A 25,012-nucleotide genomic window follows, 5' to 3' on the forward strand; every position below is an offset into this window, starting at 1 on the left:
ATCGCTATGAACCATCTGCCTTTTAGCTTATTAGGATCTGGTTCGGGTGCCCAGGAAGAAGAAGCTCCCGATATTGATGTTGACGTTCTCGAAAAAGAAAAGGAGGACGAGGATGAGAAATCCCCATGGAGAGTAATTCTCTACGACGATGACATTCATACTTTTGATGAAGTTATTGGTCAACTTATTAAAGCTCTCGACTGTACCCAAGATCACGCCAAAGAATTAACATATAAAGTACATAACGAGGGCAAGGCCGAAGTCTACGAAGGCCCCTTCGAAGATTGTTTCGAAGTCAATGGCGTGCTCAAAGAAATTCAACTTGTCACCGAAATAAAAGGATAAACTGTGTCTGCTACATTTGGCGTAATTGTATTTCCCGGCTCTAACTGCGATCACGATGCGTATCATGCCATGGCTCATATCATGAACGCTGAAACGAAATTTCTATGGCATAAAGATACCGACCTGTCGGATATTGATTTTCTATTGATACCCGGTGGATTTTCATATGGAGATTATCTACGCTCTGGTGCCATTGCCCGTTTCTCTCCCATCATGCAATCGGTTATCGAATTTGCTGAAAAGGGCGGTCCCATATTAGGCATCTGCAACGGATTTCAAATTCTTCTGGAAGCAGGATTACTGCCCGGAGCGATGCTACACAATAAAGATTTACGTTTCGTCTGCAAGCAAACCCATTTGCGCTGCGAAACATCCAATACGCTCTTTACCCGAAATATTGAAGAGGGGAGAGTTCTGCAAATTCCTGTAGCACACGGTGAGGGAAATTACTTTACCGATGAAGATCAACTGAAAAAGCTCCAGGATAACGACCAGATTGTCTTTCGCTATTGTGATTCACAAGGTAATGTTACAGACGAAGCTAACTTTAACGGCTCCGTTGATAATATTGCCGGAATCTGTAATACCCAGCGTAATATTCTTGGAATGATGCCTCATCCCGAACGTGCTGTTGAAGAACTTATCGGCTCTGATGATGGTAAACTCATTTTTGAATCAGTTCTGAATGAACTCGCTGTTGCATAAATCAGCAACAATTATTTATGGAAAAACAATCATCCAACAAAACGCTTCACAGCCGCGGGCTTACCAAAAGCTATAAAAAGCGCACTGTTGTTTCGGATGTATCTATTGATGTAACACAGGGAGAAATTGTAGGACTGTTGGGACCCAATGGAGCGGGAAAAACCACTACCTTTTATATGTTTGTGGGATTGGTAACTCCCGACAGTGGTGAGATTTTCCTGGATGACAAAAATCTTACCGGTATGCCGATGTATAAACGAGCTCGTCTTGGAGTTGGCTACCTATCTCAGGAAGCGAGTGTATTCCGCAATTTAACCGTGCGAGAAAATCTCGAATCCATTCTCCAGTTCTTTAATTTTACTGAAAAAGAAATTGATCAACGTGTTAACCAGCTCATTGAAGAGTTTGGACTGGAACGCGTCGTAGACAGCAAAGGATACAGCTTGTCTGGTGGTGAGCGCCGCCGAACCGAAATTGCCCGGGCACTCGTTACCGATCCTAAATTCATCCTCTTAGACGAGCCTTTTGCCGGCGTTGATCCCATTGCCGTTGAAGATATCCAAGAAATTGTAGCTGATCTGAAATTCAGGAATATCGGTATTTTTATTACAGATCATAACGTGCACGAGACCCTTGCGATCACTGATCGAGCCTACTTAATGTTTGAAGGAAAAATTCTAAAAGAGGGATCAGCTGATGAATTGGCTGAAGATGAAGAAGCTAAACGCTTATATCTTGGAAGTCAATTTAAACTGGATCGCTATGGTTCGCAACAAGAAGAGTAGCACAAATTATTTTTTTTTAAATTCTAAAATATTACAAGAATTAAGAGAATGGACGAAATTTCTGTACAATCGTTAAAAGAAAAAATTGATGATAATCAAAACAACTTTCTTCTTTTGGATGTACGAGAACCCTTCGAACAATATCAGTCTAAAATTGATATTGAAAACTCAGTATTAATTCCTGTTGGAGAACTGGCAAACAGAATTGATGAACTTGAAGATCACAAAGGTAACGAGATCATCTGTCTTTGCCGAAGCGGCGGCCGCAGTGCCGAAGCATGCGAATTACTACAGGAGGAAGGGTACGAAAATGTAAAGAATCTCAAAGGCGGTATTAACAAATGGGCACGAGAAATTGATGATAGTCTTCCCGTTTACTAAAAAATGCTACTAATTTTTTTTGTTATATAGCCTACCGAATATCCAAAATTATACCATAAACTGTTTCCATATATTACGGTATAAATAACAATGCCAGTCATATAACTACCCAAAACTCCGCCTATAGCTAATACAATCTTAAACAATCCTCTCTCAAATTTTGTAGCCATTTTATTTTTATTAAATAATAAAGGTTTTTCAAGTCTCCAATAACTACAAAATGTTTATCTTTACTTCAACTAATTAGACCATTGCTGCAATCTGATTGAGCAGTTCTTCATTGCTATCGGTATTTTTAAGTACCTTTAGCAGGCTCTGCATAGATTCTTTCGGTGACTTTTTGAGCAGATAACGGCGCACCATATTCCGTTCTTCCATGGAATCATCGATGAACTTATCCTCATTACGAGTTCCCGAAGCACTAATATTTATAGCGGGATAAATCCGATCGTTTGCCAGCTCGCGGTCGAGCACAACCTCCATATTACCAGTTCCCTTGAACTCCTCAAAAATGAGGTCATCCATTCGGGAATTGGTCTCAATAAGGCACGTTGCAACAATTGTTAACGATCCGCCACCTTCAATTTTTCGGGCAGAGCCAAATATCTTTTTAGGAATTTCCAGCGCACGTATATCCAGTCCGCCTGAAAGGGTACGCCCACTACTTTCCTGAATATTATTATATGCTCTTCCCAGCCGAGTCAGAGAATCAATAAGCAATACTGCATCATCACCCATTTCCGCTTTTCGTTTCACATACCCCAAAGCAAGTTCCGTAATTCTTATATGGCTATCGGTAGGCTTATCATTTGAAGAAGCAAATACTTCTGCATCCGTAGATCTTATAAAATCAGTGACCTCTTCGGGACGTTCATCCACTAACAATATTCCCGTGCTAATATCCGGATGGTTTTTAGTTAGTGATTCAGCAATTTTTTTCAACAACACCGTCTTACCGGTCCGGGGTGGTGCTACAAGCAAGGCCCGCTGCCCTTTACCAATGGGAGCAATCAGATCCATTACTCTCATCTCAATATCCTCGGGATCTATCCCCAGCTCAATATGTTCATTCGGCATAATGGGAGTCTGCAGCTCAAAACGGGTGGCTCGCTGCCACTCCATAGGATCACGCCCGTTTATCTTCTCAATGGAATGAATATGGCGATGCCCTCTTTCATCCTCCTCGTACTCTCCTTCAATTTCCAGGCCGGGACGTAGATTATGTTTCTTAACTTCGTCGGGTCTTAGAAAGGGGTCGCTGGGCTCATAGCTAAATTCATGGTCTTTCTCCCGAGCAAAACCGTAGTTCTTTTCATTAATTTCAACTACCCCCTTATAACGACCGGCTACTTCCACATTTTTATTATCTTTAAATCGAGGTACAAATACATTCTTATTTTTATTGCGACCGCGATTTTTATTATTTCGTGAACGTCCCATTACATCCAATAATTTAACTTATTACCTACATATCTGCTGTTATAAAAATTAAAGCTACTAACACACAGAAGGTAGGATGTGATTGTGATTTAAGAATTGAGAGGTGAAAAGCAGTACAGCTCAAGAGCTGTACTGCCAAATCGAATAGATAAAGATAATAATCTTTACCGTTATTTAAAATTTACCGAACTGTTGTTGTTTCATTGATCCAGCCATAGCACTCCATCAAGGAAGAATCAATTTCAAAGCTTTCGCCTTCCTCCAATGGTGGTTTCCAGAAAAATTTCTCTGACTTTGTAGGAATTACCGGCTTATACGATTGATACTTTCGATCAACTTCATTCGCCGTATTGGGATCAACCTGCTTAGCTTTATCCAAATAATCTAATACTAACCAGTAAACAGTTTTGTCCTCAGGAGTCAGCTTTCGGTCGCTGGTGCATTGACTTACTGCCCGAGCATAAATATCAGCAATCTGAATATATGGGACACCCCAGCTGTCACTATAATCAAGTGCCTGCCGCGCAAACCGACGCGCATTACGCAACTGATCTTGGTTTAGATAAGCATCAGAGATATTTAGGGCAATATCAGCCTTTTCTCTATCCGTTGAGGCCTTATCCATTGCTTCCTTAAAGTACTTGATGGACGTATTGTAATTGGCATTATTTTTAGCAGCCTCAGCTACAGCCATGATATTTTCAAAGTTAGGATTTAGCTCATAAAGTTTTTGACTTACTTCTCGTGCCTTTGCAGCCATCTCTTGACTTTTATAAACATCCCGTAGTTTCGTTAAAACCTTTTCGTCTTTGGGATTACTTTCCAGCTCACTTTCTAAAAATTCAATTTGCTCCTCCGGTGAATCAAAAAGTTCCTCTCGTACACTACTGAATGAATTCAATAACTTTTGAGAGGCATGTGGCTCAGCTTTTTTCATCACAGCCAAGGCCTCATCCTTTTTTCCACCAGAAGAAAACTCATTCAGTATTCTTTGTATATAATATCCCTTAGATCTTTTGGTGAGCTCTTCCGGCTTCAGTTGAAAAGCCTTATAATAATCTTCTGCTGCACGCATTGATGCATTTTCAACATTATCGGAATGAGTCTGCAGCAGGCGACCTCTTTTTATATGCCAGTCATATTTTGCATCCGTATCGTCTGAGAATTTTTCAAACGCCCGGTCAAAGATTAAAAGCGCGGTATCAACATAGGCTTCTTTTAGTGAGGGATCTTGTTTTTTCTGCGCAACCTCACTATAAGCGGTTGTAAGGCGGTCAATTTGACGTTTTAATTCAAATCGAGAATATCCTTCAATGGTTTCTGGCATTCCCTGCCACATCCAGCGGCCAAACTTTATAGCTTCTTCAAAAGAATCATTCTTATAATTTTCATAAAATATTGAATAAGCCTGTATTTCACTCATCCCACTGGGTGGCTGCACAGAAGATTGCTCGGTTTGTGCCAACGACCAGCTGCTACCTAAGAAGATAAAAGCAGTTATTAGTATTAGCTTTTTCATAATGCTGAAATTTTACTGTATGGTTCAAGTTTAAAACTGTTTCTAAAGCAATTTATTGTTATTGAAGCTTTGGGCGGAAAAACATTACTTCAGCCAAATTAAGCGTCAGTCGTAGTCCCCAAATATTTTCTTGCACCAAACTTGATGTTTGCGTGCCCCTTATTCCGTATTCAAAACTTAAATCAATAGAGGAATTAGACCGTGGCGATCGAAGGCCAATTCCGAATGCAAATTTAAGTGTGTTAATTTGTTGCCCGTCAATATTTAGGTGTCCCGTGTCATAAGAAGCTCCTGCCCGGTACTTAAAATTAGACAAAAATTTAGTTGATCCAGTTACAAAAGGAAAATACTGTACTCCCAAACCCATTTTATACCGGTCTACAAACAGCTGGTCTTCAGAGGGTTTAAAATCATTTTCATAAGCCGACCAGCCCTCATAAAGTCCTTCAAGACCTACCATCCACAAGTTATTTGGACTATAACTTACACCGCCGGTAATTTTGGTGGGTATTCTAATAGGACCTTCGGCATTTTGCAAATCTTCAGTTAACGTAACTGCCCCATTATCTACAACCCCTGTTTGCTTTCTTTCTGAATTCAGCTCAACAGGTAAATTCACGGTTGCACCAATACCTAAATGATCATCTTCTTTGAAGAAGTTAGGTAATTGAATAAATGTTCCTACCCGATGCCCAAAGCTGTGTCCACTGGTTTCAATGGTAAAATTGGCATTACGATAGGGCGATTGTGGAAACTGAGCCACATACAAATCATCGATTGAAAGAAAATACAAGGATGTAGCATAGCCGACTGAAATATTAGAATTAATTCTCCAGCCAAGCCCTAACTCAGCTCTGTTTAATCCACCACTGCCACGATTTTCAATACTGTAATCAAGTGTTTCTCCGCCAATTATCTGGTTTTTTTGTTCAAACGTTTGAAATTTTGCCTCTGTAATAGGCGTGAAGGACCCCGAAAGCCCCAATTTGCCTCGAATAATAGGTAACTGAAGCTGAAATTGTCCAACTGAAAAGTTTGAGTTGGTAACACTTCCCGTAGCATTAGTAGCGGTATAGGAATCAACACCTATTTCTCCAACACCAAGACCATATACAGTATTCCCCCAGTGCGCCGGGTTTGTGATGGTGCCCACAAAGGTCTCATTAAATGAGACTCCTAAAAGTCCCATAGATTGGGCTGCAGTATTTCCTGTCTCCAATGGATATCCAATACCAATTTTGGAATATACAGATCCACTTTTAGCCTTAGCATCACCTGATTGAGCAAATGCTGTAGAAGTTCCAAAAACCAGTAGTGTTACTATAAGAGCTAACTTTTTCAACGCTAATTCTTAATATTTTTTAAAGAGGTAATTATTATTTTAGGCTTCAGTCCAGCAGGAACCTGATCATCATCCGTCATTATAAGAGTAGATTTTATAACACCATTATTAGGAAGTGTTATAAAGAACTCCCGGTCTTCCGGAAATCCATTTCTTATAATATTTTCGACCAGTCTTGTAACATCAAATCGAAAAGTACCATTTTCAACGGAATAACTGCCTTGCAATCGGGTTGGACTATTTAACGGTGCACCCGGGTCAATATTTTCGGGTAACCCCTCAGGATCAGCCAAGTGCAAATATGCTACCTGTTCTTTTGCCCTTTTAATAGTTGAAGGTTCTCCACTCAAACTTTGTTCCAAGGCATCAGTATTTTCATTCAGTACCAATATGGCCCGCGACAATCCGGAAACTTGTATATCCAGCTGATCAATTCCCAGTCTTTTAAAATTAAGCACATTTTCGTACGTACTGTGCAATGGTATTGACCCTTGTGGGATGGTAGTATTACTACCCCTGTTTAAATAATATCCCCATCTATTAAGTGACACATCAAACGTATCTGCCTCGGGATGCTCTATAACAAAACGAGTTGAATCCCGATAAAGTGGTAAAATCTTAGTACTGTTTTGGGGGACTAACGCCAAGCCATGCGCATCGTATTTATAGGTCGAATCAACTGAACCTGTCTCATCTGCCTTTGAATCTTCGGCATACGTACGATATTTATCCACCCATTCTGATGCTAAATCAGAGAGATTGATCATCAGAGAATCTTCGGATCCAACCGAAAACTCACCGAGCTTTTGTCCTAATGACAACTTATCATTTACCTTTAGCACACGATCCCGCCAATATTGATCAATTTGATACAAGCCAAATTGTTGGGTGCCAACGCTATCTCCGGAAACTTGCCCCAAATTATACATGATCCGCAACAGCAATTCTCCATCTGCTTTCATGGTATCAGATGATGCCGGCAGGTTAGGTTTCAAATAACCCGTAACATCCATGCTGCCAAATAACGGATCATCAAAACTCCCGGCCGAAAAGAAATTCTGTTCACCGGAATAAGATGTGGCATCTACAGAAGTTAGCCCATCAATAATTAATGTGTCTTGCACTACTTCTGAAGTAGGACCTGTAATATCACTACCTACAGAGCCCGGATTTTCGCAGGCGCTGAAGCCCACCAAGACACCCAAAATTAAAATTAAGTGAAATGACCTTGCTTGTTGAAAGGAGGTTTGTATAAAATTTTGCAACGAGATACTGCTCTAAATTTATGATTCTTCCGTTTCTTCTTCGTTTCCGGCAATCTCATCGTAGTAGTCAGCAAATTTATCTGAAACATCTTCAGGTGATCCCTGGATTTTTCTTGCTGAAATTCCCAGCTTGTCAAAAAGATCGTCTAATTCATCCGTTATATGATTGCCGGTTACAACATGATCGCTGTATTTTAAACCGAGGGTGCGTAAGTCAACGTTCTCCCCCTCTATAAGATTGTCCTTATCTACAGAATCAGGCAAACCAACCAGATCTAACAACTTTTTATTAAATATTCCGTTGTTTTCAGGATGATGGATATTGTAAATCACCTCTGTATCCTTAAAAAGATCCAGATCATTATATTTCTCTTTGGCAAGTAATGGAATTAAACCTGCTGCCCAATCGTGGCAGTGTATAATATCAGGTTCCCAGCCCAACTTTGCTACCGTCTCTAAAACACCCTTACTATAAAAGACGATTCGCTCGTCATTATCATCATAGTGTTCATCTGTTTCCGGATTCATGAACATAGCCTTACGCTTAAAGTAGGTGTCATTATCCAAAAAATATACCTGTAGCTTCGCATTGGGAATGCTGGCTACCTTTATACGCATGTTTTCTATTTTTTCGCCTACTTCAATCTCAATACCAGACAGGCGAATTACCTCATGTAATCGATTTCTGCGATCATTAATCGTACCATATTTGGGTAACAAAATGCGGATCTCGTATCCCTTATCCTGTAAGGACGCCGGCAAAAACCGGAGCAAATCAGCTGTATGGGTCATTCTGGCAAAGGGAGATATTTCTGCGGCAGCATATAATACTTTCATAGATAAATACTAATGAATTCGTTGTTAATTTATTGTTTATTCGTCGGACTCTTTTTTCTCCTGATCCGCATAAAGCTGACTCATCTCTTCGTCATCAAGTGAATAAAAATCAAAAAGTGTATCGCCTCGAAGCCCCAAACGCAGAGTTTCGACAGGAATTACTTCTGAAGGCTGTATATTCCCAAGATTTACATTGCTTCCAAACTTACGAATAAACCAAACCTGCTGTTCTTTCTGAGGCGCTTCAAAAATTAAATCCTCAACAGGTACTGAGTCTGCAATTTCATCAATAAGTCCGGATCGCACTTCACCGTTGGGACGAAACACGCCCACAGTTCCACTTTCTCGAGCTTCACAGATAACTTTCCATGCACCGGCATCAAGCTCTCGCTCAATCATTTTAACCCACTTATATGGAGGTATTATATCATTGGGATTTTTACTGCCTATTTCCGATAAAATGGTAAAGTGCTTACTCATTTTCTGAATAATCTCTACCTTTCGTTTATCGGAAAGCCATATTGTTCCATTTGACACTTCGGCATGCTCGATATTGAACCGATCTAACAACTCCATATACGCATCAAGCTGATCGCGCAGTACATAAGCCTCAAAAAGTGTACCCCCAAAATAAACCGGTATATCTGCATTGGAATATACAGCCAGCTTATCCTCCAGATTCTGTGTTACATAACTGGTTCCCCAGCCAAGCTTTACGATGTCAATATAATTGGAACAAGATTTGCAAAAATCCTCGACTTGGCGAACACTTAGACCCTTGTCTAAAACAAGCGTCATTCCTTTTTCTCGAGGTTTTTCGGTACGATTTGGGAGATGATTGAGCTTAAAAGCCATTGGAAATTATAAATTTGACAAATTAAACGGACAAATATACTAAAATGGAGCCTGTTAATAAAATCTTTTACGACCTTTATTCTTATAAACTTGTTTCCAACATTACATTGTATGAACGAAAACGAACATACTACGCAAGTTCTCGTTCTGGCTTTAGCGCCAATGCCGAATAAGGTTCCATCCAAATGTGCTGTTCTTCTCCCAACCCATAGTGACCACCTTTATTTGTCCCCCCGTAATATTCCGATTCACTATTAAAAATTATGCGGTACTGTTCTCCTTTAAAAGGTCCGGCCGTATAATCGGATATCTGTCGATCAGAAAAATTCAAAATAAACAAAAGGTGATTGACAGGATTCTTTGCCTTTCTCAAAAATGAAAACACCGAAGGCTGCTCTTTACCCAAGGCTATCCACTCAAAACCATTGGGGTCTTTATCCAGTTGGTGTAGTGATTCTTCCCGTTTGTACAAAGTATTCAAATCTTCTACCAGCTTTTTAATCCCCTGATGTCGCTTATAATCCAGTAAATGCCAATGGAGCGATCGATCCTCAGCCCACTCACTTGTCTCGGCAAATTCACCGCCCATAAACATCAACTTTTTACCAGGATGGCCAAAAAGGTATGTGAATAACAAACGCAAGTTAGAAAACTGTTCATCTTCATTGCCTGTACTTTTCCAAACCAGGGGTTTTTTGAGGTGTACCACCTCATCATGCGAAAAGGGGAGAATAAAATTTTCCGAATAGTTATACATCATCGGAAACGTAATCTTATTGGGATCACTCTCACGTTCTTCCGGACTTTTTTGAATATACTCCAGTGTATCATTCATCCATCCCATATTCCACTTATAGTCAAAACCGAGGCCATCGTTATGTACAGGAGTCGTCACTCCGGGCCAAGAGGTTGATTCTTCAGCAAACGTTAGAATTCCCGGAAATTCGCGATGGATCATTGTATTAAAATCCTTCAAAAATCGAATGGCTTCCAAATGTTCATTACCCCCGTACTCGTTTGGCGTCCATTCGTCCGGTCCTTTAGAATAATCCAGATACAACATAGAAGCTACCGCATCTACGCGCAGTCCATCAATATGATATTTATTGCACCAGTAGTGGGCATTTGATAATAAAAAGTTACGCACTCCTTCTTTTCCATAATCAAAAATGTACGTACCCCAATCTTTCTGTTCCCTTTTTTTAGGATCCTCGTACTCATATAAGGGAGTACTATCAAACATTTGTAACCCTTGCTCATCCTTTGGGAAATGGCCGGGGACCCAGTCCATTATTACACCTATATCGTTTTTATGACATTCATTTACGAAGTACATTAAATCCTGGGGATCTCCCAGACGACTGGTAGGAGCAAAATAACCCGTTACCTGATAACCCCAAGAGGGGTCATAAGGATGTTCGGCAATAGGCATTAACTCGATATGAGTAAACCCACAATTCTTTACATAGGGAACCAACTCATGCGCTAACTCCCGGTAGCTCAAATACTCATCATTATCTTCTCCCTTTCTCTTCCATGATGCAAGATGCACTTCGTATATAGATATGGGCTGCTGAAATGACTGCCGCTGCTCTCGGCTCGTCATCCAATCTCCATCCTCCCATTCATAACCCGACAAATCGTACACCAGCGAAGCTGTTTTGGGGCGAACTTCCATGGCATGGGCATAAGGATCTGACTTTAAAAAGGGAGGGGCGTCCTCAGCCGTTTTCAATTCGTACTTATACAAAGTCCAATGCTCAATATCGGGAATGAAGGTCGTCCAAATACCGGTATCTTCATCCTTCTCCATAGGATGTTTTCTGCCATCCCAATTATTAAACTCACCTACAACACTTACCCTGTAGGCATGTGGCGCCCAAACAGCGAAGTACACCCCTTCATCGGTGAAGTGGGACCCCATAAAATTATAAGCTTCATGTTGATGACCCTCTTGCCAATACTGCTTGTCTTTATCTGTTAAAATAGTTTTCAATAGTTTGGAATTAGGGCATTATCAAATTCAGAAGATATAGTTAATGCAAAATAGGCCAAATAACAACACCAACAACTTCCCGCTCATCTCTATTCCGATACTACAGAGTAGCGATTTTTATTAAGATCTCTATATTCTATGTGTTCACCTTTCAGGGGATAATATAAGCATCAATGAGTTCTTCTCTTACCTAATATTTAACCACAAGGTTACGAGGTTATTCTTTAGTTTAATGCATTTACTTGCGGATTATCGTACCTGACCATTATTTTTCCTGCCTATTTTTACACCAGAAAATAGACAGGGCATTCAAAATAGAGTTAAGACAGTATCAAGTGCTAAATAGTGAGTTTTTAAGCGGAGATAGGAAAATAATTCAAGGAGTTGGCATTGCCGACTGTTCATGATTTAATCCTAAAATAGTGAATAGATCTTTTGATGCTGAAAAGCTTTAGGGCAGAGCTGGCTATAGATCTCACTGAAATTAAAATGATGATAGAAGAGTAAAAGCTATAGCCTTCCGTTTTGAAACAAATTTATCCTACTCTTCTTTTACCTGCCGTTTCCACTGACTGTATCTATCACGTTGGGTCGTTACCTTCTTAAGATAGTTTCTGGCCTCAGCATATTCCAGATTTTTACGCAAATGTTTATAGTTCTCTTCCGGTGACATGCTATTAATTTTTGAAAACGCCTTCGATAAATTGGTATTACCCGTATAAGCTACCGATACATTTCCCGCGCCCGTATTGTATGCACAAATCATTAGATACTCCCGGGTTGTCTCATCCTCAGCGCGATTAAAATAATTGGACGCCATGATATCTATAAAAGTCGTTCCCATTTGAATATTATTGCTCGGCTGAAACAAGAATTCTTTGGTAGGAATCCCATCTTCATTAAAAATTCTTCGATAAGCATCACGTCCCCCTGTTGTCGGCACCAACTGCATTAGCCCATACGCATTTGCATGAGAGGCGGCAGTGGGATTAAAGTGAGACTCAACATGAATTATTGCAAATACAAGAGCCGGATCGATATCATATTCTCTTGAGAATTTATATACGAAATCCTCAACCTTTTTTGCTCTTTTTTGCAAATGATCATCTGAAAGCTGAAAATCCACATATACTACATAACGCGTCTCTCCATCATCACCCTGCACCTCTTTTGTCTTCGTATTTTTTCTACGACTTCTTTGGCATACTCATCTACGGTTTGGTCTTCAGGCTTATTCAGCTGACCTTCTAAAACTGCCTCGTCAGTAATCTCTTTGTTAGGCACATTTTCTGTTTCAAATCCTTCTCTGGTTCCCTTAGCTTTCAAAGCCTCAGAAACCTTTTCGGGCATTTCCTCCTTAACCTTTTCAGCTTCCTCTTTGCTCTCAGCAATTACCTCAATCTGACCACTCCCTTTCTCAAAATCCGTTGATATACGCAGATTACCATTTTCTTTATATTCCACCCATTGCTTTTTGGAGCGCTCTTTAAAATCACCCCATTTTTTCTGCATTTCTTCCTTAAATGCTTTGTACTCCTTTTCAAATGCCTCTTGGAATTGCTACAAAAAAATGGACAGTGAATTAAGCCAGATCATGCAGCCAGTTCTTGTTGTTGGGTTAAATAATCTTGCATTTCCGCCGGTGTGCGGTAGTCCAGCGTAGAATGCAGGCGCTGGCGGTTATACCAGATCTCAATAAATTGGAAGATTACTCCTCGAAGTTTATCATAACTGTAGTTCTTAGGTTCTATTGGTAGTTCTGCTTTAACGGTTTTAAAGAAGCTCTCGGCTGGTGCGTTATCCCAGCAGTTGCCTTTGCGGCTCATGCTTTGGCAAACCAGCGGTCGAGCGTCTAGTAGTCTGCTAAACTCTTGGCAGGCATACTGGATGCCCCGGTCAGAATGGAAGGTTAATTCCTCTTGGAGCGGGCGCCGCTGAATAGCCTCTTTCCATGCTGGGATAATCGTTTCACCGGCGCTCATACCTTCTGAGAACGACCATCCCAAAATCTGGCGATCAGCCAGGTCCATAATCGTCGTTAAATACAACCAACCCTGATTGCTGGGGATATAGGTAATGTCGCTTACCCACACCTGACCTAATTGGCCAGCAGAAAAATCTTGATCCAGCAGATTCGGGGCCACCGGTAGAGAATGTTTCGAATCGGTCGTAGCTACCCATTTGGGGCGAATCTGGCTCTGGATGCCTTCTTTTCTCATCAGCCGCGCGACCCTCCGGCGACTCAACTGCTCACCCCCTCGAAGCAATTGTTGGTGAATCCGAGGGCTGCCGTAGGTCTTCCCCGACTTCAGCCAAATTTTCTTGATGAGCTCCAGAAGGCGCTGGTTTTCTTTGGCGCGATCGGAGGGCCCGCGGCCCATCCAGCTGTAATATCCGCTTCTGCTTACATCGAATACCTCGGACATCTTCACAATGGGGTATAAATGTTTATGTTCAGCCATAAATTGGAAAATTACCCGTTTTTCTTGGTGAAGATGCCCATGGCCTTTTTTAAGATATCGCGCTCCATCCGCACGTCAGCCAGTTCTTTTTTCAACTCGGCCAGCTCCTTCTCTTCGGGCGTCTGGCTGGGAATGCCTTTGCCCGGAAAGGCCTGCTGGGGCTCTTTTTTATATTTCGATCGCCAAGTGTAGATAAGGCCCGGGTCAATCCCTAACTCATCGGCCAACTCGCGGATATTGTCTCGTTGGTAACTTTGCTGGATCACGTCCAGTTTAAACTGTTTGCTGTAGGTTTGTCTTTTACTCATAATTATTATTTCTCATAAATTGCGACGACAATCTATGGCTTAACTGGGTGTCCACCAAAATGTAGCAAGTTCATCTCTATATTTTTCATAGTCCTCTTCAGAACTTGCTATACCATTCTCAATATTTTTTAAATATTGCTGATAGCCCTCTTGATACTGCTCTTTATAATCTTCAAAGCTATCCTGTGCACAAACAGATGAAATACCTATACAGAGTACTGTAAATGAAATTCCTATAAAATATCTTCCTAAACGGTACAACCTTTTTTGCCTAAACATATATTTCCCTCTCCCTAACATTGAAATTAACACAGCTAATACGGTTGGCAATATTTTCGCATTATTATCTCCCTTTTTAAAAAAGAAATATCTCGACCCGGAATAAACGGATCGAGATATTTTAAACCTTACTGGTTATTCCTCTCCAAACTATTGCTCAGAGGGCATGCTACCATTTTTCATCTCTTCAATAGACTTTTTCATTTCTTCAAAGCCTTTTGATGCCTTGAACTTTGTATAAAGTTCTTCCTCTTTAGAAAGCGTATTTTCAAGTGCTTGGTTCAAAGCATTTGCTGCTTCACCAACGGGTAAACGTACCAACATAAGTACCTCATGTTTGGTATTATTATCGCGCTGATAAAACTTACTTCTATCGACATCCACGCCACGCAACGTTTGTTGTCCAACTGATTTAGATACATCAGTAAACACTTCACTGTAATTGCTGTTTGTTCCTGATGTTGTCTCTTCAGCAAAGTTTTTCTGCATGGCACTTACTTCAGACTCAAGCTTAAGCGTGAGTGCTGCTCGTCCGTTCTGCAACGCCTGTTTTCTGGCCATACTTCTGCGAGAAGAGGTTCCCTCTCCAATGGCATAGATATATTCGCTATCGCTACTGGGTGGATTAGTGTACCAGCTTGGCAAATCGCTTCCTGAGTTATCTGTTGCCGACTCTGAACTGCTACAACCTATAACTAAAAATCCAGCTAATAAAAAAGTGAGTAGTATTCGTATTTTCATAATGATCCCTGTTTATATTTGATGATTAAAGTAGTCCATATTGATGAACTTATTAATAGTATATTCCTACTAAATAGGATAATAGTTTAAAAAATTTATCAGTAAATCACATTTATTTGATATAATAACCTGACTAATTTTGTTTATTCTACCGATAGTAGCTCTTCGTTGATAAAACTCGAAAACTCTGAAGACAACTTCTTTTGTACTGCCTGAACTGCTCTCTGGCGTGCATACTTTTCATTCATACTTCCTTCACGCCCCTCGGCCGTATACGTACTGAACCATTGTCCATTTTCCTTGTTTTGAGCCTCAATTTGTAATGCCCACTGGATAAATTCATACTTGGGACGATTTAAATCGACCGGATCCATCGTTAAATTAACAGTCATTTCAATCACCGGCTCATCAGTATTACTGGCCACCTCAAACCCTTCATTTTGTAGCTTTCTGGTAATATCAGACTGGACTTCCCCGGGTACTTCTCCATCTTTTATTAACTTTACAGTACAGGCTTTTTTTGCCTCTCTATACTCTTGTATAAGTTCTGCCAAGGCTGATCCCCCCTGTACCCCTTGTCCGGAAAGGATGGCCCGCTGGTTAATTAACATGTCGTTAACCCTTGCTGCTGCCAATGCCTGCTTCAAATATATTAACCGATCTATTCGGCTATTGGTCTGAGATGCATTTCCTCGAAGCATATTAATCTTATTTCTGTTGTTCTCTATTTCCCGACTGTACAACTGTGAAGTTTCCAAACGGTCCATTACTGCAAGAGCATAAAATGTTCCATTCGGAGCCTGGTGCATCTCTTTGATTTCAACATTTCTCATCTGTTGGTCCGAGTTAACCTCTGACCGGGTAATTAAATTGGTATTCTCGCGGGTAGTTGTCCCCTCCTCAGAGTCTGTAATTTCTTGAAACTCATTGACGTAGGATTCGTCAACCTCAACTTCCGACACAAATATTTGGGCCAAATTGGATTGTGCCTGAATGCGTGCTCCCTCTCTCGTGGGAGAAGAACCAACTGCCATTAAAAACTGATTCTCACTATATTGATCTGAAGGATTATTAATCCAGGCCGGCAATTCCTGACTTTGGGCTTCAGCTGTTACAGAACAACCATAAGTAAATGCAAGCAAAACAACACCCGCTAATAGAAATAACTGATGGCTTATGCTGTCTATTCTCATAAATTAAGACTCTACTTTTTAGTTGGAGTAAATTGACGCTATCGGTTCTAAACGTTCTTGTTCGCCTATTTTTATATTACGGGCCTCTGAATACAGCAATTTACCTACAGGCGAATAATAGTTAAATGTCACATCATGTTCCCCGGAGGGAAGCTTAACTACATTTGTATAAACCTTACCCGGCATTGTCTGCCAGCCTCGCAAGTCAGCCTGCTCCGTAGCCTCCCGAGCCCTGCCCCCCAGAAAGCCCGCAATATCGGCGGCTGTGGAACCATACTCATCTTCAATTGCATCCGTAACTCCTTTTTGGGCAACAGATTTTAGAATACCCCTAATCGTTGCCCGGGCAATAATGATGGGCTTTTTGATTTCAAATGTTTCCCGGGCTACCTTATCCATTTCTTCAATAATTTTTAGGTCAATCCTCATAGTATCATTTATTACTGCTTCAATATCACCAACCCTTGACGGTCTCATTTTCAGCTTAGGGATAGCAATTTTTATGCCTTTCCCATCAAGGTTTAGATCAGTATTGATACTATTATCTACCTTTTCGGGAGCATTTCCGCAAAAAGCCATTAACATTGCATTATATTGGTTGGGATACTGTACCTTGGTAAAAGTAGAATCAAACTTCAGCTTTGAATCAGGCATTGCCTGATGATTGTTTATGGCCTTTTTCAGTTTATCCATCTCGATCCGTGCCCCATCTTCTTCTCCGGCCTTGGCATAAAGAGCACTTGCTAAATAATGGCTCAGTGGGCTATCATGAATACTGGAAGTGCCAGCCTCCCATTTTATGTCTTTCTCTGTGGTATCAGACTCAGCCATCGCACTTGCATATTCACCATATTTCTGCTCTGCTTCAGAGAGCTTTTGTGCGATACGACGAGCTTCAACCAAGGCACTCTCAAACTCATCCATTTTCAAATATCCCAAACTCTTAAATCCATTGAGATACACGTCCTCATAGATCTCCCCATTATAATTAAGTTGGGTATCATTACTTAAAAAAGCACCAATCCCTGTTTTAATACTTTTTGTAAAAAACTGATCTATATATTCTTCTGCATTTGTAAAAGACTTAACGCTTTGTTCGTAATCGCCCTTAAAATAATTAATTGTCCCCTTCTCCAGGGCATAAAGTACACGATCTTTAGCTTCATAGACCTTATTTTCTTTTAAGCTATCAGCAATCTGATCAGCTCGATCAAAATCACCAGACTGAAAGGAGGCACGCATCTGATTTTGACCATCCACCAGCTTTTGCGAACCACATCCCGATACAAGTCCCGCATAAACCAATAGTACCAATATCCCCACTATCTTTCTATCAAACATCAAGCTGATTCTCATAAATTTGACCGACCTTTGATCCCGAGCAGGTTAATATTGGCACCCCTAAGCTGTTTTCTTTTAAAACTAAACAAAAAACCTTTGCTCTCTTGTTGTCACATACTTCATCAGGCCTCTAATATGTTGAAAATCAAAATTCTAAGTAATCTAAAGGCAATTACAAATTAAGAACTCACCACTTTGCTTTACTTCGCTCAATCATCTTCTTGATTTTTTTATTGCCAATCCAAGCCTTTCGGTTAGATTCAACATTGATAAGTTCAAGATTAACGGTATAAAACTTAGCGACCCGTGTCCCATCCAAATTCTTGTCTACATTGGCTTCAATACCACCAACCAACATATAGTCAGCACCAAGCTCTTGCGCAACAGCAGAAGCGGATTCATAGGAAGCATGTTGCTGCTGATCATCGCGTTCGGCCCTGATCTGATTTCTTTGGTCAGGGTCTGCCACAATTTCAATCTTTTGACTATTAACAATTGCTCTCTCCATTTCTTTAATGAAAATATCCGTCCGGATATGTTCTGTAGTATTATTTCTAATATCACCAACAATTAGAACCGGTGACTCTACATTTTGTAACCATGCAGCCGAAAGAATATCGGAAGTCATATCCTCTGCCACCATGCGGGCATCAGTGGCATTCCAATTCCCTGATAAATCTGACTGAGAACCCGGATCTACTCTTTGAACACTTTGTGAAGGACCACATCCCCAAAAAAGAAATGCTGCAATGAATGTACTTAATATGATTCTTGTAAAGGTCATAGGTTGACTCTCTTAAGTTTTTATAATTTGTCCCCGTTTAAATTTTTAACACATTCGAACTTGCTATTTTTCAAATAAGATTTCAAATCTTAATCTTATTTTTTATAAAATTCCACTTAATATTATTATCAATAAGCTTAATTCCTTTTGTAAAAAGAACTAATAATTTAATTATTTAGCGGATCAAGTTATCCAACTATAACCTGAATATTTGTAACTCTGATAGTTTGAGGTTACCATTTATCAAAACAATTCATCTAAACTGAGGGATTAAAGCCATGGTTAAGGGTAAAATTAAGGGCAATTTCTATTGTATTTTAACTGTCTTACTTATGATTTTGGGCATGTCATTTAATACTGCACAAGCCCAGGATTTTGAAGAGTGGAAAGAAAACTACCTTCAAGAGTTCCAAGAGTTTCAAAATGAGTATGACAAGGAGTTCTATGAGATGCTCCAAAAAGAATGGGAGAATTTCAAGTCGGAGCACAGTCCTGATTTCTATGAAAAACCTAAGCCTAAGCAGCTCCCTGTTGTAGATAATCCTATTTCTCCTGATCCTAATCCAAAAGAACAACAGCGTGGGAACAACTCAAAAACAGACAAACAACAGCCACAAAATAACCAGCCATCACCAGAAGCTGACCAGCCTCAGGAGGAAGAGCAAAGAACATTCCCTAAATCGCAGAAAGAGGAACCAATAAAAACGGATATCACGCAAGAAGTTAAAGCCAAATCTTTTAATCCCTCTAAAGGTATCACAGCCAACTTTAATCCGAAGATTAAAAAAGCTGAGGTTCGCTCCAGGCAGTTACAATACTATGGTATACCAATCAATTATAAATATTACACTGCCTACGAAAAACAATTAGAAAAACCGGTTAATCGCAAAGCCATTGCAGAATTCTGGAAACATCTCAGTACAAAAGATTATCCTTCTTTCCTTGAACAAATCCAGGAACTACAAACGAAACTGTCGCTAAACGATTTTGGATATGCCCAGCTACTGCATAATATTGGTACACAGATTTATGGGCAAAAAACCAATGAGGCTACTCTATTTACATGGTTTATGCTAACACAATCCGGTTTTGGCACCAAGGTAGCCTATAAAAATCATCAGGTTCATTTACTTGTAAAAGCCACTCCGCATGTTTTCCGAAAGTCCCTAACCTTAAATGGGTCAACGTATTATTACCTTCAGTTAAGTGATGATTATCCAAGCCTTCCACAAAAATTTTACACGTACAAAGGCAACCACGCTCAAAAGGAGGAAAGAGCTATCAATCTACTTTTTGAAGAACTTCCCACACTAAAGCAAAAACAGGAACAACGAAACTTAGCATTCACCTTTCGGGATTCCACTTATTCGATCAGCGTACCAGTAGATGTCCAAACCGTTAACTACTTTAAGAACTATCCACAGGCTGACTTGCCCCTGTATTTTAACAGCCAAATAGAAAATAATGAGACACATTCACAGTTAGTCGAAGCCTTAAAACCTCTACTGGATGGCAAATCTACCCTCGAGCAGGTAAACCTGTTGCTTCGTTTTACACAGCGCTCTTTTAAGTATCAAACCGATACGGAACAGTTCAATGCCGAAAAAAAGATGTTCCCCGTTGAAACGCTCTATTATCCGGCATCGGATTGTGATGACCGCGCAATTATGCTCGGATATTTACTTGATCAATTTACCAATCTCGACTATATCGTAGTACGATATCCAGGACATTTAACCCTGGCTATTCACTTTCCTGATGAAGAGCCAAGTGGCGAACGTATTAACAATCCTATAACATATAATGGAAAACGTTATTACGTTTCAGATCCCACGTACTTTGGGGCCGATGCAGGGATGATTATGCCGGATTACCGGGGCATGCAACCTTCTGAAATATTTGACCTATAGGGCAAAAACTCACTTTTCAAATTCCACAAAAGCCTCTTCAATATTATCCGGCGCTTGGGTAAACCTACTTACGATCCATGTTGCCAGAAAACTAAGTACAAAAGCTGGAATCAATTCATACAGATTATCTTTCAAAACCGGAATGTAGTACCAGCCTATAGTTACTACCGTTCCGGTAATTAATCCGGCAAAAACACCCTTTTGGGTGGTTCCTTTCCAATAAAGAGCCAAGATAGAAGTAGGACCAATGGCTGCTCCCAATCCTGCCCACGCAAACAGAACCAGCCAAAACACCAGCTCCTGAGCAACCAAACTAAAGACCAATGCTATAGCTACAAGAACTACTACAATAATTCGACTGTAGAGGACCAGATTTCGCTGCGTAATCTCCTGACCTTTTTTGATAAGCTTGTCATACAAATCACGAACAACCGATGATGCCGCCACCAGAAGTTGGGAATCTGCCGTAGACATAATAGCGGCAAATATAGATGCAACCACAACCCCAAATATTATAGGATGCAAGTGCTCTTGTGCCAAGGCAGGGTAAAGATTTTCGGTATCACCGGCCGGCAACAGTTCCACCTCTGGGAAATAAACCCTGCCTGCCAGACCAATAAATATAGCGCCCCATCCCATTAACACATTCCAGATTGTACCCACAACCGCCGACCATCGTAGCTGCTTGGGATCGTCAATAGACATATAACGAGAAAGAATATGTGGATTCCCCGGTGATCCAAGCCCAATACCCAAGAAGCCAAGGAGTCCTCCGAAACCAATGGCCAGGGGATCAGCAAAACCTGCTTCCATACTATTTAATTGCGATAAAACCTGGGGCAAACCACCCGCCTCCCAGATTGCAATAAACGGAAGCACCACCAAGGCAAAAAGCATAAATATGGCTTGAAACATATCAGTAAGGCTAACAGCCAAAAATCCACCCAGCACTGTATATCCCATGATGATAATAGCAGTTATAATAATGCCGTTGGTCTGCGTAAGTCCAAAACTGGAGGCAAAAGCTTTACCGCCCGCCACAAATTGCGCTGAAACATAACTGACCATAAAAATCAGAAATACAACAACCAGCGCAATACGCAGATAGCCATTTTTATCATTGAATCGTTCCGCAAAAAAGTCTGGGACGGTTATGCAGTTATAGGTCTCCGAAAAATTACGGAGCCTACGGGCGTAATACAGAAAAAGAAATAACTCAACAATCACATATCCCATCACAGCCCAAATCGCCGACGCACCCTGAGCATAGGCCATGCCGGTTACGCCAACAAGAAGCCACGCACTGCGACCTGACACCACTGCTGATAAAGCCACCACAAATCTATTTATCTGACGTCCGCCAATAAAAAACTCGCTGATACCTTCCGATGAAAAACGGGAAGAATATATTCCTATACCAACGAGAAGCAAAAGGTAGGCGATAAATGCTCCAACAGCATATTCATCTACCGCAATCGAGATAACCTGCGTCTCATCCATTGTCACGGAATTTTACACGATAAGAAAGGGCCACTGCCAATCCAACGATTAGCAATGGCACAACAAACATTATCAGATAAAATGAAGTCATAATTAGACAGCAGTTACAAATCGCTGAGTCACTTATAAATTATGGGAAAATACCCATCTGATTATACATGATACCAACTTTATTAATTGCACTTAGAAAAGCCGCTGTGCGGAGATCGATATCATGTGTTTTCCGTAATTCATTTAGCTCATTATAAGAATTAATCATTGTTTCCTCGAGTCCGGAATCAACCAAATCCCTCTCATCTGCTCCTTGTGCCAACACACCCATTTCTGCTTCCGAAAATTTACGGTCAGAAATATTTTCAATAACATTTAGAATTTTGCGATAACTACTTTCTTCAAACCGCTTTTCCATGCGCCCAAATCGAACGTGAGAAAGATTTTTCAACCACTCAAAATATGATACCGTTACTCCACCGGCATTCAGATAATTATCAGGTATTATAAGTGCCCCTTTTTCCTTTAGAATATCGTGGGCTTTGGCCGTTGTTGGCCCATTAGCCGCTTCGCCAATAATTTTTGCTTTAACATTAGCTGCATTCTCTTCATTAATTTGATTTTCAAGCGCAGCCGGTATCAAAATATCGCACTCGGCTTCTAAAACTGCAGTATTACTTTCAAGCTCTTTGGTATCACCAAATCCTAATATGGAACCGGTATCTTGACGATACTCCATCAATCGTTCAAGATCTATTCCTTCAGAATCATAAATGGATCCTTCAATTTCTGCGACACCAACCATGATGGCACCGCCCTTGATCAAATTCTGGGCCGTATGGTAGCCTACATTGCCAAGCCCCTGAATAACAAAGGTTTTACCTTCCAATCCAAGCTCCAACCCAAGATCTTCCATATCTTCTTTGTTTTTACAAGCCTCCCGCACACCAAAATATACACCTCGTCCGGTTGCTTCTGTACGTCCGCGTACTCCGCCTTGGGGAATAGGTTTTCCTGTAACACATGCTTCAGCATTAATATCCGACTTTAACTGTCGGTAGGTATCTAAAATCCATCCCATTTCGCGAGCACCGGTACCGTAATCAGGTGCCGGAACATCAGATCCCGGTCCTAAAAAGTCCTTTTTAATCAGCTCATAGGCATAGCGCCGCGTAATGCGTTCAATTTCACTATCCGAAAATCGGGATTTATCAATTTTTATACCCCCTTTAGCCCCTCCAAAAGGTACATCTACAACAGCACATTTATAGGTCATAAGTGCCGCCAGAGCCATCGTTTCATCTTCATTAACGGTAGTGCTAAAACGGATTCCTCCCTTGGTTGGCAGCTTGTGATGGCTGTGTTCTACCCGCCACCCGTGAATTACTTCGATAGAACCATCATCACGTTCAAGCGGAAAGGTAACATGATAAATATTATTACAGATTTTAATTTGATCAAGCAGCCCCTGGTCATATTCAGAATATTTGGCTGCAATATCGAAGGCCTTATTTACCTGGGCAAAAAATTTATAATCGGACATAAAATAGGTTTTTAGCTAATGTAATATTTCAAAAAAATCTTAGCATCTAATTAGATCGACAATCGCAATATTATTACAGAGTGTCAACATTTTTTATCCCTGTTTGAACATCGCCGTATGTATCTTCTTCCACTGCCCAGGTTTTCCATCGGTATCCATTAACACGACTTTTTTTGCCGTAAATCGGATATAAAATTTACGGCCAATATTGTTGAGAATTTTCTCTTTTTGCTGCTGGCTCAAATCTCCATATAGCAAACTAAGATGCGGCATATATTCTTTTTCGTACTCTTCGGGGCAATCAAATAGGCGACACGCATTGTTATGTAGATAGGTGAGTCCTTCATTCTGTTCTATATGAATAAACAGTGATTGAAAAAATGTATTCAGATATCCGGCTTTAGTAAGTTTTAAATCAAATGGGGCTACCGATGAGGCCAGCGTATCTGTTAACGGAACAAGCTCGGTTTTCGATGCCGTTAGTCCCCCAAGGAGCGTTACGTGAGGAGAAAATACCGGCGTATCGTACTTCTTGCTGAGCTCTTTAATACGCTGTTGTAATTTGTAGGCTGTATCACCCATGGGTTCCAACCAAAGCGAATATGTTGCTGTCTTTTCCATAACTATGACTAATTATCCCTCTTAAACCTTTAATTTTTGTCTGCCTATTAAATATACAGGAAACCAATCATTTTAAAACAGTGCCCTTTTACTTATTTAACGGCAGATAAACATGTAAATGGTCAGCGGTACCTATATGGCGAATAGTTGATAATCCAAAAAGTTTAAACGAATACTCAAACATCCAGTTCTTCCACCTTGCCCTCCCTTTGGTGCGTACATCAACCGCATGCACATACCCGCTGGTCTGCACATAGTGCAGTGATTGTTCGTTCTCTGAGAGCCCCATTCGGTGATAGTCTTCGGGCCGGCGCTGTATATCCGTTACAACTACATCGCTATCAGCAAGTGTAACGGTCGTTAACGCTACTCGTACTATGGGATGTAGCGATCGATAATAGGAACGTATTTCTTCCGTCTTTGTATTCAAGCTTGAATAATATAACATCCCATAAAAAGTATATGCTGCCACTAACACTAAAATCCCTCGGAAGATGTATTTAAGGGCCTTCTTGCCCATACCAAACTTATAGACAAAAACACCTCCATAAAGCAACAATAATAATACCGTAGCCACGCATCCGATCGAGAGTGCCAACCAACCACTTGTTTGATAGGTGTTGTACATAAACACCGAAGTTCTGACAAGTAGCAAAAAGGGCATAACTAAAGCTAAAACACCTAAGAAAACACTCAGCAACATCCTCTTCCATAAAAAAGAAAAATCGCGGGACTGATTTCCGTCAAGCTCCTGTAACTTTCGATCGAACTGATCATTCAATTCCTTGAGCTGATCAATAGATTGGGTCTGGCCTGTATCCATACATACTATGATATAACTGAAGATCGCTTTTTGCACGATCCTTCAA

The 25,012-nt window shown here is 40.6% G+C and carries 24 protein-coding genes and 1 pseudogene; 5 read left to right on the forward strand and 20 right to left on the reverse strand.

Annotated features, from left to right (window positions below; genetic code table 11):
- Positions 1-6: 6 nt before the first annotated feature.
- The 4 genes from ACQ4LT_RS07835 to ACQ4LT_RS07850 are packed head-to-tail and all read left to right on the forward strand — an operon-like array spanning position 7 to position 2,216.
- Entirely contained in the window at positions 7-345 is a 339-nt protein-coding gene (locus ACQ4LT_RS07835; protein WP_445665476.1) for an ATP-dependent Clp protease adaptor ClpS, read from the forward strand.
- 3 nt (positions 346-348) lie between these two features.
- On the forward strand, positions 349-1,050 hold the full coding sequence (gene purQ, locus ACQ4LT_RS07840; protein WP_445665477.1) for a phosphoribosylformylglycinamidine synthase subunit PurQ: 702 nt from the start codon (positions 349-351) through the stop codon (positions 1,048-1,050).
- Between the two features lie 17 nt (positions 1,051-1,067).
- A complete protein-coding gene (gene lptB / locus ACQ4LT_RS07845) occupies positions 1,068-1,835 on the forward strand; it encodes an LPS export ABC transporter ATP-binding protein (RefSeq protein WP_445665478.1) in 768 nt (255 codons plus the stop codon).
- Positions 1,836-1,883: 48 nt separating this feature from the next.
- Positions 1,884-2,216, forward strand: a complete 333-nt coding sequence (locus tag ACQ4LT_RS07850; protein ID WP_445665479.1) for a rhodanese-like domain-containing protein — start codon at positions 1,884-1,886, stop codon at positions 2,214-2,216.
- 243 nt (positions 2,217-2,459) lie between these two features.
- Here the strand turns inward: ACQ4LT_RS07850 and rho are convergent, their stop codons facing one another.
- From rho to ACQ4LT_RS07930, 16 genes and pseudogenes are all read right to left on the reverse strand, one after another.
- On the reverse strand, positions 2,460-3,656 hold the full coding sequence (gene rho, locus ACQ4LT_RS07855; protein WP_445665480.1) for a transcription termination factor Rho: 1,197 nt from the start codon (positions 3,654-3,656) through the stop codon (positions 2,460-2,462).
- 181 nt (positions 3,657-3,837) lie between these two features.
- The gene (locus ACQ4LT_RS07860; RefSeq protein WP_445665481.1) at positions 3,838-5,175 is read right to left on the reverse strand and encodes a tetratricopeptide repeat protein; all 1,338 of its coding nucleotides are present in this window, start codon (positions 5,173-5,175) and stop codon (positions 3,838-3,840) included.
- 58 nt (positions 5,176-5,233) lie between these two features.
- Entirely contained in the window at positions 5,234-6,517 is a 1,284-nt protein-coding gene (locus tag ACQ4LT_RS07865; protein WP_445665482.1) for a hypothetical protein, read from the reverse strand.
- A gap of 2 nt (positions 6,518-6,519) precedes the next feature.
- Entirely contained in the window at positions 6,520-7,713 is a 1,194-nt protein-coding gene (locus ACQ4LT_RS07870; RefSeq protein WP_445665483.1) for a hypothetical protein, read from the reverse strand.
- Between the two features lie 87 nt (positions 7,714-7,800).
- Positions 7,801-8,619 (reverse strand): glycogen/starch synthase, encoded by an 819-nt coding sequence (locus ACQ4LT_RS07875; RefSeq protein ID WP_445665484.1) that lies wholly within the window; start codon positions 8,617-8,619, stop codon positions 7,801-7,803.
- A gap of 36 nt (positions 8,620-8,655) precedes the next feature.
- The gene (locus ACQ4LT_RS07880) at positions 8,656-9,474 is read right to left on the reverse strand and encodes a phosphosulfolactate synthase (protein ID WP_445665485.1); all 819 of its coding nucleotides are present in this window, start codon (positions 9,472-9,474) and stop codon (positions 8,656-8,658) included.
- Between the two features lie 130 nt (positions 9,475-9,604).
- Positions 9,605-11,470 carry a 1,4-alpha-glucan branching protein GlgB gene (gene glgB, locus ACQ4LT_RS07885; RefSeq protein WP_445665486.1) on the reverse strand — a complete coding sequence of 622 codons (1,866 nt, stop codon included), beginning with the start codon at positions 11,468-11,470 and terminating at the stop codon, positions 9,605-9,607.
- A 541-nt stretch (positions 11,471-12,011) separates the two neighbouring features.
- Positions 12,012-12,635: a transglycosylase SLT domain-containing protein gene (locus ACQ4LT_RS07890; RefSeq protein ID WP_445665487.1), complete on the reverse strand. Its 624-nt coding sequence runs from the start codon at positions 12,633-12,635 to the stop codon at positions 12,012-12,014.
- Positions 12,602-13,009, reverse strand: a pseudogene (locus ACQ4LT_RS07895) (murein transglycosylase domain-containing protein); the annotation flags it as partial. The pseudogene ACQ4LT_RS07895 and the gene ACQ4LT_RS07890, both read right to left, overlap by 34 nt.
- A gap of 53 nt (positions 13,010-13,062) precedes the next feature.
- Positions 13,063-13,932, reverse strand: coding sequence for an IS3 family transposase (locus ACQ4LT_RS07900; RefSeq protein WP_445665488.1), 870 nt, complete (start codon positions 13,930-13,932; stop codon positions 13,063-13,065).
- 11 nt (positions 13,933-13,943) lie between these two features.
- A complete protein-coding gene (locus ACQ4LT_RS07905) occupies positions 13,944-14,240 on the reverse strand; it encodes a transposase (RefSeq protein WP_445665489.1) in 297 nt (98 codons plus the stop codon).
- Positions 14,241-14,279: 39 nt separating this feature from the next.
- Positions 14,280-14,519 (reverse strand): hypothetical protein, encoded by a 240-nt coding sequence (locus ACQ4LT_RS07910; RefSeq protein ID WP_445665490.1) that lies wholly within the window; start codon positions 14,517-14,519, stop codon positions 14,280-14,282.
- A 150-nt stretch (positions 14,520-14,669) separates the two neighbouring features.
- Entirely contained in the window at positions 14,670-15,260 is a 591-nt protein-coding gene (locus ACQ4LT_RS07915; RefSeq protein ID WP_445665491.1) for an LPP20 family lipoprotein, read from the reverse strand.
- A gap of 143 nt (positions 15,261-15,403) precedes the next feature.
- Positions 15,404-16,453: an LPP20 family lipoprotein gene (locus tag ACQ4LT_RS07920; protein ID WP_445665492.1), complete on the reverse strand. Its 1,050-nt coding sequence runs from the start codon at positions 16,451-16,453 to the stop codon at positions 15,404-15,406.
- A gap of 18 nt (positions 16,454-16,471) precedes the next feature.
- Complete coding sequence (locus ACQ4LT_RS07925) at positions 16,472-17,794, reverse strand: hypothetical protein (protein ID WP_445665493.1); 1,323 nt, start codon at positions 17,792-17,794, stop codon at positions 16,472-16,474.
- A gap of 187 nt (positions 17,795-17,981) precedes the next feature.
- Entirely contained in the window at positions 17,982-18,578 is a 597-nt protein-coding gene (locus ACQ4LT_RS07930; RefSeq protein ID WP_445665494.1) for a penicillin-binding protein activator LpoB, read from the reverse strand.
- Positions 18,579-18,922: 344 nt separating this feature from the next.
- Between ACQ4LT_RS07930 and ACQ4LT_RS07935 the strand changes: the two genes are divergently transcribed.
- The gene (locus tag ACQ4LT_RS07935; protein ID WP_445665495.1) at positions 18,923-20,488 is read left to right on the forward strand and encodes a hypothetical protein; all 1,566 of its coding nucleotides are present in this window, start codon (positions 18,923-18,925) and stop codon (positions 20,486-20,488) included.
- 9 nt (positions 20,489-20,497) lie between these two features.
- Here the strand turns inward: ACQ4LT_RS07935 and ACQ4LT_RS07940 are convergent, their stop codons facing one another.
- From ACQ4LT_RS07940 to ACQ4LT_RS07955, 4 genes are all read right to left on the reverse strand, one after another.
- Positions 20,498-21,988: a sodium/proline symporter gene (locus ACQ4LT_RS07940; RefSeq protein WP_445665496.1), complete on the reverse strand. Its 1,491-nt coding sequence runs from the start codon at positions 21,986-21,988 to the stop codon at positions 20,498-20,500.
- 130 nt (positions 21,989-22,118) lie between these two features.
- The gene (locus ACQ4LT_RS07945) at positions 22,119-23,522 is read right to left on the reverse strand and encodes a Glu/Leu/Phe/Val family dehydrogenase (protein WP_445665497.1); all 1,404 of its coding nucleotides are present in this window, start codon (positions 23,520-23,522) and stop codon (positions 22,119-22,121) included.
- A gap of 93 nt (positions 23,523-23,615) precedes the next feature.
- Positions 23,616-24,143 carry a 2'-5' RNA ligase family protein gene (locus ACQ4LT_RS07950; RefSeq protein WP_445665498.1) on the reverse strand — a complete coding sequence of 176 codons (528 nt, stop codon included), beginning with the start codon at positions 24,141-24,143 and terminating at the stop codon, positions 23,616-23,618.
- Between the two features lie 88 nt (positions 24,144-24,231).
- Positions 24,232-24,966, reverse strand: coding sequence for a hypothetical protein (locus ACQ4LT_RS07955; protein WP_445665499.1), 735 nt, complete (start codon positions 24,964-24,966; stop codon positions 24,232-24,234).
- Positions 24,967-25,012 lie beyond the last annotated feature (46 nt).

This window comes from Fodinibius sp. AD559 (genome assembly GCF_052712805.1).

Bases quoted from the DNA above. Each gene is read 5' to 3' on its own strand.
- ACQ4LT_RS07905 (WP_445665489.1), bottom strand. From the start codon at position 14,240: ATGAGTAAAAGACAAACCTACAGCAAACAGTTTAAACTGGACGTGATC.
- rho (WP_445665480.1), bottom strand. From the start codon at position 3,656: ATGGGACGTTCACGAAATAATAAAAATCGCGGTCGCAATAAAAATAAG.
- ACQ4LT_RS07950 (WP_445665498.1), bottom strand. From the start codon at position 24,143: ATGGAAAAGACAGCAACATATTCGCTTTGGTTGGAACCCATGGGTGAT.
- ACQ4LT_RS07915 (WP_445665491.1), bottom strand. From the start codon at position 15,260: ATGAAAATACGAATACTACTCACTTTTTTATTAGCTGGATTTTTAGTT.
- ACQ4LT_RS07910 (WP_445665490.1), bottom strand. From the start codon at position 14,519: ATGTTTAGGCAAAAAAGGTTGTACCGTTTAGGAAGATATTTTATAGGA.
- ACQ4LT_RS07875 (WP_445665484.1), bottom strand. From the start codon at position 8,619: ATGAAAGTATTATATGCTGCCGCAGAAATATCTCCCTTTGCCAGAATG.
- ACQ4LT_RS07955 (WP_445665499.1), bottom strand. From the start codon at position 24,966: ATGGATACAGGCCAGACCCAATCTATTGATCAGCTCAAGGAATTGAAT.
- ACQ4LT_RS07935 (WP_445665495.1), top strand. From the start codon at position 18,923: ATGTCATTTAATACTGCACAAGCCCAGGATTTTGAAGAGTGGAAAGAA.
- ACQ4LT_RS07880 (WP_445665485.1), bottom strand. From the start codon at position 9,474: ATGGCTTTTAAGCTCAATCATCTCCCAAATCGTACCGAAAAACCTCGA.
- ACQ4LT_RS07925 (WP_445665493.1), bottom strand. From the start codon at position 17,794: ATGTTTGATAGAAAGATAGTGGGGATATTGGTACTATTGGTTTATGCG.
- lptB (WP_445665478.1), top strand. From the start codon at position 1,068: ATGGAAAAACAATCATCCAACAAAACGCTTCACAGCCGCGGGCTTACC.
- ACQ4LT_RS07945 (WP_445665497.1), bottom strand. From the start codon at position 23,522: ATGTCCGATTATAAATTTTTTGCCCAGGTAAATAAGGCCTTCGATATT.
- ACQ4LT_RS07900 (WP_445665488.1), bottom strand. From the start codon at position 13,932: ATGGCTGAACATAAACATTTATACCCCATTGTGAAGATGTCCGAGGTA.
- ACQ4LT_RS07835 (WP_445665476.1), top strand. From the start codon at position 7: ATGAACCATCTGCCTTTTAGCTTATTAGGATCTGGTTCGGGTGCCCAG.
- ACQ4LT_RS07930 (WP_445665494.1), bottom strand. From the start codon at position 18,578: ATGACCTTTACAAGAATCATATTAAGTACATTCATTGCAGCATTTCTT.
- ACQ4LT_RS07940 (WP_445665496.1), bottom strand. From the start codon at position 21,988: ATGGATGAGACGCAGGTTATCTCGATTGCGGTAGATGAATATGCTGTT.
- ACQ4LT_RS07920 (WP_445665492.1), bottom strand. From the start codon at position 16,453: ATGAGAATAGACAGCATAAGCCATCAGTTATTTCTATTAGCGGGTGTT.
- ACQ4LT_RS07850 (WP_445665479.1), top strand. From the start codon at position 1,884: ATGGACGAAATTTCTGTACAATCGTTAAAAGAAAAAATTGATGATAAT.
- ACQ4LT_RS07860 (WP_445665481.1), bottom strand. From the start codon at position 5,175: ATGAAAAAGCTAATACTAATAACTGCTTTTATCTTCTTAGGTAGCAGC.